Raw genomic sequence first — 10,800 nt, 5'->3', positions numbered from 1 at the left:
CGCCGCCCGATGGTGGACTTGCCCGAGCCCGGCAGGCCGACGAGCACCGCCTTGGGCGCCATCACGCGGTACCGCGCGCGGCGGGCGATTCCCGGTCGGCGACCGCGCGCAGGTAGGACTCGACGTTGCGGCGGGTCTCGGCCAGCGAGTCGCCGCCGAACTTCTCCAGCGCCGCGCGGGCCAGCACCAGCGCCACCATCGTCTCGACCACGACGCCGGCGGCCGGCACCGCGCACACGTCGGAGCGCTGGTGGATCGCGACGGCCTCGTCGCCGGTCGCCATGTCGACGGTGGCCAGGGCCCGCGGGACGGTGGAGATGGGCTTCATCGCGGCCCGCACCCGCAGCGGCTGGCCGTTGGTCATGCCGCCTTCCAGCCCGCCGGCGCGGTTGGTCGAGCGGACGACGCCGTCGGGGCCGGGGTACATCTCGTCGTGGGCGCGGCTGCCGCGGCGCCGCGCGGTCTCGAAACCGTCGCCGATCTCGACGCCCTTGATCGCCTGAATGCCCATCACGGCCGCGGCCAGTTGGCTGTCGAGGCGGTTGTCACCGCTGGTGAACGAGCCGAGCCCGACCGGCAGGCCGAACGCCACCACCTCCACCACGCCGCCGAGGGTGTCGCCGTCCTTCTTGGCCGCCTCGATCTCGGCGATCATCGCTTCCTCGGCCGCCTTGTCATATGCGCGGACCGGGCTGTCATCGATCGCGGGCAGGTCCTCGGGGCGCGGCGGCGGGCCGTCGTAGGGCTTTGACGGGCCGATCGCGATGACGTGCGAGAGCACCTCGACGCCGAGCGCCTGCCGCAGGAACGAGCGGGCCACGGTTCCGGCGGCCACGCGGGCGGCGGTCTCGCGGGCGCTGGCCCGCTCCAGCACCGGCCGGGCGTCGTCGAAGCCGTACTTGAGCATGCCCGCGTAGTCGGCGTGGCCGGGCCGCGGCCGGGTCAGCGGGGCGTTGCGGGCCGAATCCTCCAATTCCGCGGCGTCCACCGGGTCGGTCGCCATCACGGTCTCCCACTTCGGCCACTCGGTGTTGCCGATCTCGATCGCGATGGGCCCGCCGAGGGTGACGCCGTGGCGGATCCCGGACAGGATGGTCACGGCGTCGCGCTCGAACTTCATCCGCGCGCCGCGGCCGTAGCCCAGGCGGCGGCGGGCCAGCTGATCGGCGATCTCGGTCGAGGTGACGTCGACGCCGGCGACCATGCCTTCCACCACGGCAACCAGCGCGCGACCATGGGATTCTCCGGCGGTGATCCAGCGCAACACCCGGCCATTCTCCCATGTGCTCAACCCAGCCAGGCCAACCCCGCCGCGCCCGCGGTGGCCAGGCACATCGACGGGCCGTGCGGCACGGTGCGCGCGCCGCGCGCCAGCCCGACCACCCCGGCGAGCGCCGTGAGCAGCGGCGCGCCGAGCGCCGCCAGGAACCACACGTCCGGGCCGAAACAGCCGGCCAGGCCGCCCAGCCCGATCGCCAGCTTGACGTCGCCGGCCCCCATCGCCGCCGGGGCGACAAGGTGGACCGCCAGGTAAGCCCCGGTCAACGCCGCCGCGCCGGCCAGCGCGGGCAGCCCGCGGCCGGTCAGGGCGGCGACCAGCAGTATGCCGGCGGCCCCGGGCAGCGTCAGCGCGTTGGGCAGCCGGCGTGACCGGACGTCGTAGGCGCTCAGGAGCGCCAGCCAGGCGAGTATTGCCACAGTCGCCCCCAGCCGCATGGGTCCTCCCGTCCGCGTGGCGAGTGTGGGGGCTGCGTACGAAAACCGTGGCGAATTCGTCCATAAGCCACACACCCGGCGAATGACGTGGGCATCCGATGCGCGGCAGGCTAGCGCAGCGCCGCCTCCATCGCCGCTCGCGGCGCGGGCAGCCCGGTGAACTGTTCTACCTGGGAAAACGCCTGGTGCAGCAGCATCTGCAGGCCGTCGATCACCCGGCCGCCCGCCGCGCCCACCGCGGCCGCCAGCGGCGTCGGCCACGGGTCGTAGACCGCGTCCAGCAGCACCGGGATCGCGGCGAACACGCCGGCATACCGCGCGGCCACGTCCGCGGGAATGGTGCTGACCAGCACGTGCGCGCCCGCCACCTCGTCGGCCAGTCCGGCGTCGTCCAGGCCACAGAACCGGGTCTCGACGCCGACGCGGGCGCCGAGGTCCACCAGCCGGGCGGCCTTCTCCGGATCCCGCGCGACGACGGTGATGCCGGTGACGCCGAGCTCGGCCAGTCCGACGACGGCCGCCGGCGCGGTGCCGCCCGATCCACAAACCAGCGCCCATCCCGAGGCCGACCCGACGGCGCCGGCGACCCCGTCGACGTCGGTGTTGTCGGCCCGCCAGCCCGCCGCCGTGCGCACCAGGGTGTTGGCGGAGCCGACCAGGGCCGCGCGCTCGGTGTGCTCGGCGGCGAATCGCAGCGCGGCGAATTTGCCCGGCATGGTCACCGACACCCCGACCCACTCCGGCCCCAAACCGCCGACCACGCCGGGCAGTTCCTCGGCGCCGCATTCGATGCGGTCGTAGGTCCAGTCGTTCAGGCCCAGCGCCCGGTACGCGGCCAGGTGCAGGTCAGGGGACTTCGAATGGGCGATGGGGCGCCCGAGCACCCCTGCCTTTCTAGCGGGGCGTGCTGTCGAGGACACCGTTGTGCTTAGCCAGCTCGATATTGGCCAAATGCTGCTGATAGTCCTTGGTGAACAGCGTCGTGCCCTGGGAATCGATGGTGACGAAGTACAGCCAGTCCCCCGGCTCCGGATGCTCGGCCGCGCGCAGCGCGTCGACGCCCGGCGAACAGATCGCCGTGGCGGGCAGCCCCTGGGACACGTAGGTGTTCCACGGAGTCCGCTGGGCGCGGTCGGCGTCGGAGGTGGCGACCTCGCGGCGGTCCAGCGGATAGTTCACGGTCGAGTCGAATTCCAGCGTGTGGCGCGCGTGCAGGCGGTTGTAGATCACCTGCGCCACCTTCGCGAAGTCCTGCGAATTGGATTCCTGCTGCACCAGCGAGGCGACCACCAGGATGTCGTAGGGCGACACCCCCCTGGCCTGCGCGGAATCCAGCAGACCGGACTTCATGTACTCCACGGCGCCCGCGCTGATCAGGCTGGTCAGGATGCTTTCGGCCGACGACGCGGGGTCGACGTTGAAGGTCCCCGGCGCGATCAGTCCCTCGATGCGGCGGTGGTCCTTGCCGAGCTCGGTCACCGGCTCGACGGCCCACGGCGGCACCGCCAGCGTCGTGGGCGCACTGTTGGAGGCCGCGGCGCGCAGGTCGTCGACCGACACGCAGCGCTTGGTGCCGTCGAGGTCCACACAGGTGGCGCGGGAGATCAACGAGAAGATGCCGGGATTCACCACGTTGGTCTTCATGTCGGTGGTGTCGTCGAGCTGACGGCCCTCGGGGATGACCAGCCGCCCCACCCGGTTGTTCGGGTCGGCCAGCCGCGCGACGGCGTTGGCCGCCGGGATCTCGGTGCGCATCCGGTAGTAGCCGGGCTGGATCGAGTTAATCGCGGCGTTGCCGTGCGCGGCGTTGACGAACGCGCGGACCGTCGCGACCACCCCCTGGCTGTGCAGCGTCTCGCCCACCATCGTGGTCGAGTCGCCGTCCTGCACGTGAATCACGATGTCGCGCTTGCCATTTCCACTGTAGTCGTCACCGGAGCCGAACACCGTGTTCCACAGCCGGGTGCCGACGAAGACGACGGTCACCATGACCACGACGGACACCACGAGGACGACCCGGCCGACGAAGCGCTTGCGCCGCTTGCGCTGTGCCGCACGGTTGCGGGCAACCCGGCTCGTCCGGCGCCGCGGCGACCCGACCGCCTCGGGCTCGGCGCGCTGGCCGCGGGCGCTGTCAACCATCGGTGAGCCCCCCGGTCGCCGCGCGGCGCTGGTCGAGCCAGCTCTGCAGGATCGCCACCGCCGCGGCCTGGTCGATCACCGCGCGCTGCTCTCGGGCCCGCACCCCCGCGGCGCGCAGCGACCGCTGGGCGCTCACGGTGGTCAGCCGCTCGTCGGCCAGCCGGACCGGCGTCGGGGCGATCCGCCGGGCCAGCGTCTCGGCCAGTTCGATCGCGTCCACCGCCGACGGCCCGGTGCGGTCGGCCAGCGTGCGCGGCAGCCCGACGATCACCTCGACGGCCTCCAGCTCGGCGGCCAGCTCGGCCAGCCGGCGCACGTGCCTGCCGGAACGGTCACGGCGCACCGTCTCCACCGGGGTGGCCAGGATGCCGTCGGGGTCGCTGGCGGCCACGCCGATGCGCACGCTCCCCACGTCGATACCGAGCCGACGACCCCGCCCAGGGTCCTGATCAGGGTCGCCGGGCCGGTCCGGGAGACGGTGCTGTGTCAAGACCACTCAACCGACCCGCGCGATCTCGGCACGCACCGCGTCGAGGGCCGCGTCGATGCCGGTCGGGTCCTTCCCCGACCCCTGCGCCAGGTCGGCCTTGCCGCCGCCGCGGCCGTCGACGGCCCCGGCGAGCTGCTTGATCAACTCGTTGGCGCTCAGGCCGAGTTCCTGGGCGGCGGCGTTGGCGGCGACGGCGTAGGGCACGCTGTTGCCCTCCCCTTCGGAGATCAGCGCCACCACCGCCGGATCGCTGCCGAGCTTGCCCCGGATGTCGCCGACCAGGGAGCGCAGGTCGCCCGCCGTCATCCCGCTCGACATCCGCTGCGCCACCACACGCACGTTACCGATCCGCTCGGCGCCGGCCGCGGCGTTGGTCGCGGCGGCCCGCGCGCCCGCGAGCCGGGCACGTTCGAGTTCCTTCTCGGCGGCCTTGAGCCGGTCCACCAGGTTGGCGACCCGGGCCGGCACCTCCTCGGACGGCACCTTCAGCGACGACGCCAGCCCGGCCATCAGCGCGCGCTCCTTGGCAAGGTGGCGGAACGACTCCAGCCCGACGTAGGCCTCCACCCGCCGGATCCCGGAACCGATCGACGACTCGCCCAGGATGGTCACCGGCCCGATCTGCGCCGAGTTGTGTACGTGCGTGCCGCCGCACAACTCCAGCGAGAACGGCCCACCGATCTCCACCACGCGCACCTCGTCGGGATAGGCCTCGCCGAACAGGGCCATCGCGCCCATCGCCTTGGCCTTCTCCAGCTGCTCGGTGAAGGTGTGCACCTCGAAGTCGGCCTGCACCGCCTCGTTTGTGACCTCCTCGATCTGGGTGCGCTGGTCCTCGGTCAGCGCGCCCTGCCAGTTGAAGTCGAAACGCAGGTAGCCCGGCCGGTTCAGCGACCCGGCCTGAACGGCGTTGGGCCCCAACACCTGTCGCAGCGCGGCGTGCACCATGTGGGTGCCCGAGTGGCCCTGCGTGGCGCCCCGGCGCCAGCCCGGATCCACCGCGGCGACGACGGTGTCGCCCTCCACGAATTCGCCGGACTCCACGTTGATCCGGTGCACGAACAAGGTTTTGGCGATCTTCTGCACGTCGGTGACGGCCGCACGGGCGCTCTCGTTTGCGCCGGTTCCGCTGATGCTGCCCTCGTCGGCGATCTGGCCGCCCGACTCGGCGTAGAGCGGGGTGCGGTCCAGCACCAGCTCCACCCGGTCCGCGCCATCGCCGCCGTGCGCGACGACGGGCACCCGTTTGCCGTCGACGAAGATGCCCAAAATCCTTGCCTCGGAGGTCAACTCGTCGAACCCGGTGAACTCGGTGGGACCGGCGTCGACCAGCTCGCGGTAGGCGCTCAGGTCGGCGTGCGCGTGCTTGCGCGCGGCGGCGTCGGCCTTGGCGCGGCGGCGCTGCTCGGCCATCAACTCCCGGAAGCCGATCTCGTCGACCTGCAGGCCGGCCTCGGCCGCCATCTCCAGGGTGAGCTCGATCGGGAAGCCGTAGGTGTCGTGCAGGGTGAACGCGTCCGACCCGGACACCACGGTCGCGCCGGTCGCTTTGGTGGCGCCGGCGACGTCCTCGAACAGCTTCGAACCCGAGGCCAGCGTGCGGTTGAAGGCGGTCTCCTCGGCGACGGCGATGCGCCGGATCCGGTCGAAATCGGTGACGAGTTCGGGGTACGACGGGCCCATCGAGTCGCGCACGGTGGCCATCAGGTCCCCGACGATCGGCTCCTCGATGCCGAGCAGCTTGGCCGAGCGGATCACCCGGCGCAGCAGCCGACGCAACACGTAGCCGCGCCCGTCGTTGCCGGGGCTGACGCCGTCGCCGATCAGGATCGCCGCGGTGCGGCTGTGGTCGGCGATGACGCGGTAACGCACGTCGTCCTCGTGGTTACCCGTGTCGTATCCGCGCGGCGCGCGGGTGGCGACCAGATCGATGACCGGCCTTAGCAGGTCGGTCTCGTACACGTTGTGCACGCCCTGCAGCACGAACGCGACCCGCTCCACGCCCATGCCGGTGTCGATGTTCTTGCGGGGCAACGGCCCGAGGATCTCGAAGTCGGTCTTGGACGTGCCCTCGCCGCGCTCGCTCTGCATGAACACGAGGTTCCACAGCTCGACGTAGCGGTCCTCGTTGGCGATCGGGCCGCCCTCGACGCCGAAGTCGGGGCCGCGGTCGTAATAGATCTCCGACGACGGCCCGCACGGTCCGGGGATGCCCATCGACCAGTAGTTGTCCTCCATGCCGCGGCGCTGGATCCGCTCCGCCGGCAGCCCGGCGTTCTCCTGCCACAGCGAGAACGCCTCGTCGTCGTCGAAATAGACTGTGGCCCAGAGTCTTTCGGGATCCAGGCCGTATCCGCCGTCGTCGATCGAATTGGTCAGCAGCGCCCAGGCCAGCTCGATCGCCCGGCGCTTGAAGTAGTCGCCGAACGAGAAATTGCCGGCCATCTGGAAGAAGGTGTTGTGCCGGGTGGTGATGCCCACCTCGTCGATATCGGGGGTGCGGATGCACTTTTGGATGCTGGTGGCCGTCGCGTACGGCGGCGTGCGTGCGCCCAGGAAGAACGGCACGAACTGGACCATGCCGGCGTTGACGAACAGCAGGTTGGGGTCGTCGAGGATCACCGAGGCGCTCGGCACCTCCGTGTGGCCCGCCTTCACGAAGTGATCGAGGAATCGCTTCCTGATCTCGTGTGTCTGCACTTTTAGTCCGCTTCTTCGTAGTTGCTTTGCTTTGCTTCGATCGGGATTCCCAGCCTAGTCAGCTAGCCCTCCAGGAAGCTCAACCGCACCGACCGCCGTGGATTGTCCCGGTTGAGGTCGACCAGCACGATGCTTTGCCAGGTGCCCAACTGCGGGTCGCCGCTGGCGACCGGCACCGTCACCGACGGCGCGACGATCGCCGGCAGCACGTGGTCGGCGCCGTGGCCCGGCGATCCGTGCGCGTGCCGGTATCGCTCGTCGCGCGGCAACAGCCGTTCCAGCGTGTCGACCAGGTCGTCGTCGGAACCGGCACCGGTCTCGATGATCGCGACCCCGGCCGTGGCGTGCGGGACGAACACGTTGCACAGGCCGTCGCCGTAGCTGAAGCAGAACCGGCGCACCGCATCGGTCAGATCGACGATGCGGCGCTGGGCGGTGTCTACCTGCAGCACATCGGTATGCACCCGGTCAAGCCTACGGCGCGCCCAGCGGGACCGGCCAATCGTTTGTGAGGGCTGCCACACCCCCGGGGGGCATTGCCACCGCCGCCTGCCAGGAGGAACGTATCTGGTTGGACCGGTGGCGCCACCGGGGCGCTGCCCCGAACAAAGAGGGGGTGGGTCGTGTACGCACGCTCTACCACTATTCAGGCGCAACCCTCGTCGATCGACGCCGGAATTGCGCACGTTCGCGATGAGGTCATGCCCGCACTGCAAGGCATGGCGGGGTGCGTCGGCGTGTCCCTGTTGGTCGACCGGGAGTCGGGCCGCTGCATCGCCACCAGCGCCTGGGAGAGCGATGAGGCCATGCGCGCCAGCGGTGAAACCGTGACGCCGATCCGAGATCGGGCCGCGGAAATGTTCGGCGGCACGGCGGATGTCGCGGAATGGGAGATCGCGGCGCTGCACCGCGATCACCGCGCGCCCGACGGCGCCGGCGTGCGCGCGACCTGGGTCAGGGTGCCGGAAGGGCAAATGGACGCCGGCATCGAGTACTTCAAGTCGTCCGTCCTGCCCCAACTCGAGGACCTCGACGGGTTCTGCAGCGCCAGCCTGCTGGTCGACCGCGCGTCCGGGCGCGGCGTGTCCTCGGTGACGTTCGACAGCATGGACGCGATGCAGCGCAACCGCGAGCAGGCGACCGCACTCAAGACCACGTCGATACGCGAGGCGGGCGTCGAGGAACTCGACGAGCGGGAGTTCGAGCTGGCGCTGGCGCACCTGCGGGTGCCCGAGCTCGTCTGAGCTCGGTTCGCGCCCATTGCCACCCCTGACCGGGAGGAGGAAGGTAGTCATGGGGCCCCGGTGGCGCCACCGGGGCCCAGTCAAATCCAGGCCCCGACAAGGAGGCTCACCAAATGTACGCACGCTCCACCACCATTCAGGCGCAACCCCTGTCCGTCGACATCGGCATTGCGCATATTCGCGATGTCGTCATGCCCGCCCTTCAGGAAATGGACGGGTATGTCGGAATGTCGCTGTTGGTCGACCGGCAGGACGGCACCTGCATCGCCACCAGCTCGTGGGACAGCTTGGAGAAGATGCGCGCCAGCGCCGAGCGGGTGGCGCCCATCCGTGACCGCGCCGCCATGATGTTCTCCGGCCAGGCGAGGGTCGAAGAATGGGACATATCTCTGATGCGCCGCGATCACCGGGCGCATCAGGGGGCGTGCGTGCGGGCCACCTGGCTCAAGGTGGTGCCGGACCACCTCGAGCGGTCCCTCAACTTCTACCGGATGTACGTGCTCCCGGAGTTGGAGACGCTCGACGGCTTCTGCAGCGCCAGCCTGATGGTCGACCACCCGGCGTGCCGGCGGGCGGTGGCGTGCTCGAGCTTCGACAGCGTCGAAGCGATGGCCCGAAACCGCGACCGGGCGAGCGAGCTGCGCAGCAGGCGCGCCCGGGACCTGGGCGCCGAGGTGCTCGACGTGGCCGAGTTCGAGCTGGCCATCGCGCATTTGCGGGTGCCGGAGCTGGTCTAGCGGCTAGGGCAGCGCGTCCCCGGGGAAGCCGCGGCACTCGTGCACCTGGTAGGTGAACACGCCCGCCGCGACCCCGGGGTCGTCGGCCATGATGGCGCGGGTGTCGTCGACGCTCGCGGCGAACACCCCGATGCCGCAGACATCGGACTCGTCGGTGACCGGCAACACCACCGCCAGCACGCCGTCGTCGCGCAGGCCGAAGTTGCGCCGGCCGTGCTCCCAGATGATCGGCGGCGACGACTCGTCGCCGAACCTGGGCCCGCGCTTGAGGATGACGACGCTGTAGGCCTTGGCGGTGGGCAGCAGCCGGCCCATCTCCTCGTCGGTGAAGGTCTTCATGCCCGTCCCCTCTTCCGGATGATCGCGCGCAGCCGGTCCAGCCGACCGGCCATCTCACGTTCGCCGCCGCGGCCGGTGGGCCGATAATAGTCCACGTCCACCAGCTCGTCGGGCGGATATTGTTGGGGCACAACGCCATCCGGGGCGTCGTGCGAATACTTGTAGCCCTGCGCGTTGCCCAGCGCCGCGGCGCCGGAGTAGTGCCCGTCGCGCAGGTGCGGCGGCACCAGCCCGGCCTTGCCGGCCCGGATGTCGTTCATCGCCGCCGCGAGCGCGGTGGTGACCGCGTTGGACTTCGGCGCGGTCGCCAGGTGGATGGTGGCGTGCGCCAGGGTCAGCTGGGCCTCCGGCATGCCGATCAGCGCCACGGTCTGGGCGGCGGCGACCGCGGTCTGCAGCGCGGTCGGGTCGGCCATCCCGATGTCCTCGCTGGCCAGGATCATCAGCCGGCGCGCGACGAACCGCGGGTCCTCCCCCGCGACCAGCATGCGGGCCAGGTAGTGCAGCGCGGCGTCGACGTCGGAGCCACGCACCGACTTGATGAAGGCACTGACGACGTCGTAGTGCTGGTCGCCGTCGCGGTCGTAGCGCACGGCGGCCTTGTCCAGCGACTGTTCGATGGTCTCGACGGTCACGACGTCATTTGCTTCGGCCGCGACCTCGAGCGCGGTCAGGGCGCGGCGGGCATCGCCGGCGGCCAGCTGCACCAGGAGGTCGACGGCCTCGGGCTGCACTTCGACGCGGCCGCCCAGGCCGCGCGGGTCGTCGATCGCGCGGCGGACGAGCGTGCGGATGTCGTCGGACGTCAGCGGCCGCAGCTGCAGGATCAGCGACCGGGACAAGAGCGGCGCCACCACGGAGAACGAGGGGTTCTCCGTCGTCGCCGCCACCAGCAGCACCACCCGGTTCTCCACCGCGGACAGCAGCGCGTCCTGCTGGGTCTTGGAGAACCGGTGCACCTCGTCGATGAACAGCACGGTCTGTTCGCCGGAAAGGAGCGCGTGCCGCGCCTTGTCTATCACCGCGCGGACGTCCTTCACGCCGGCCGACAGCGCCGACAGCGCCTCGAACCGGCGGCCCGTCGACCCCGAGATCAGCGCGGCCAGTGTGGTCTTGCCGCTGCCCGGGGGGCCGTACAGGATGACCGACGCGACGCCCGAGCCCTCCACCAGGCGGCGCAGCGGCGACCCGGGTGCCAGCAAGTGGCCCTGGCCGACGACCTCGTCCAGCGACGCCGGCCGCATCCGCACCGCCAGCGGCGCACCCGCCGACACGCCGAAGCCCTGGTCGGCAGTCTGCGGTGCGCCGGGAAGGTCGAAGAGACCGTCGGACACGGTTTTAGGCATACCACGCCCGGGCGACGGGGTGCGCCGGGGAGGAAAGCGGCGAAAACAATCCGCGCAACCTGGCGACTTATTTGCTAAGTTCCGGG

Annotated in this window: 11 protein-coding genes and 1 pseudogene; 2 read left to right on the top strand and 10 right to left on the bottom strand. The window is 71.0% G+C overall.

All coding sequences use genetic code 11. The annotated features are described in order from the left end of the window. The 8 genes and pseudogenes from A5712_RS31175 to A5712_RS01630 form a co-directional block, all read right to left on the bottom strand. A pseudogene (locus A5712_RS31175) lies at window positions 1–62 on the bottom strand (shikimate kinase); the annotation flags it as partial. Then, window positions 62–1,267: a chorismate synthase gene (gene aroC / locus A5712_RS01660; protein ID WP_068100523.1), complete on the bottom strand. Its 1,206-nt coding sequence runs from the start codon at window positions 1,265–1,267 to the stop codon at window positions 62–64. The pseudogene A5712_RS31175 and the gene aroC, both read right to left, overlap by 1 nt. A 20-nt stretch (window positions 1,268–1,287) precedes the next feature. Then, on the bottom strand, window positions 1,288–1,716 hold the full coding sequence (locus tag A5712_RS01655) for an A24 family peptidase (RefSeq protein WP_068100521.1): 429 nt from the start codon (window positions 1,714–1,716) through the stop codon (window positions 1,288–1,290). 110 nt (window positions 1,717–1,826) lie between these two features. Beyond that, on the bottom strand, window positions 1,827–2,636 hold the full coding sequence (locus A5712_RS01650; protein WP_082973217.1) for a shikimate dehydrogenase: 810 nt from the start codon (window positions 2,634–2,636) through the stop codon (window positions 1,827–1,829). Continuing rightward, entirely contained in the window at window positions 2,611–3,858 is a 1,248-nt protein-coding gene (mltG, locus tag A5712_RS01645; protein ID WP_068100518.1) for an endolytic transglycosylase MltG, read from the bottom strand. The genes A5712_RS01650 and mltG overlap by 26 nt, the downstream gene beginning before the upstream one ends. Further along, on the bottom strand, window positions 3,851–4,354 hold the full coding sequence (gene ruvX / locus A5712_RS01640; RefSeq protein ID WP_068100516.1) for a Holliday junction resolvase RuvX: 504 nt from the start codon (window positions 4,352–4,354) through the stop codon (window positions 3,851–3,853). The genes mltG and ruvX overlap by 8 nt, the downstream gene beginning before the upstream one ends. Next, window positions 4,355–7,048, bottom strand: coding sequence for an alanine--tRNA ligase (gene alaS / locus A5712_RS01635; RefSeq protein ID WP_068100514.1), 2,694 nt, complete (start codon window positions 7,046–7,048; stop codon window positions 4,355–4,357). Between the two features lie 62 nt (window positions 7,049–7,110). Beyond that, a complete protein-coding gene (locus A5712_RS01630; protein WP_193376520.1) occupies window positions 7,111–7,500 on the bottom strand; it encodes a secondary thiamine-phosphate synthase enzyme YjbQ in 390 nt (129 codons plus the stop codon). 171 nt (window positions 7,501–7,671) lie between these two features. On the opposite strand from A5712_RS01630, the gene A5712_RS01625 reads away from it, so the two are divergent. Next, entirely contained in the window at window positions 7,672–8,292 is a 621-nt protein-coding gene (locus tag A5712_RS01625; protein ID WP_068100512.1) for an antibiotic biosynthesis monooxygenase, read from the top strand. 113 nt (window positions 8,293–8,405) lie between these two features. Continuing rightward, entirely contained in the window at window positions 8,406–9,029 is a 624-nt protein-coding gene (locus A5712_RS01620; RefSeq protein WP_068100510.1) for a hypothetical protein, read from the top strand. A 3-nt stretch (window positions 9,030–9,032) separates the two neighbouring features. Here the strand turns inward: A5712_RS01620 and A5712_RS01615 are convergent, their stop codons facing one another. Together A5712_RS01615 and A5712_RS01610 are read right to left on the bottom strand one after the other, a co-directional pair. Beyond that, on the bottom strand, window positions 9,033–9,368 hold the full coding sequence (locus tag A5712_RS01615) for a hypothetical protein (RefSeq protein WP_068100508.1): 336 nt from the start codon (window positions 9,366–9,368) through the stop codon (window positions 9,033–9,035). Continuing rightward, window positions 9,365–10,714, bottom strand: a complete 1,350-nt coding sequence (locus A5712_RS01610; protein ID WP_068100506.1) for a replication-associated recombination protein A — start codon at window positions 10,712–10,714, stop codon at window positions 9,365–9,367. The genes A5712_RS01615 and A5712_RS01610 overlap by 4 nt, the downstream gene beginning before the upstream one ends. Between the last annotated feature and the right edge of the window lie 86 nt (window positions 10,715–10,800).

Source organism: Mycobacterium sp. E2327 (assembly GCF_001672675.1).
Taxonomy (GTDB): Bacteria; Actinomycetota; Actinomycetes; order Mycobacteriales; family Mycobacteriaceae; genus Mycobacterium.
Note: the sequence above shows the minus strand (reverse complement) of the source record. Positions and strands in the feature narration are given on the sequence as shown.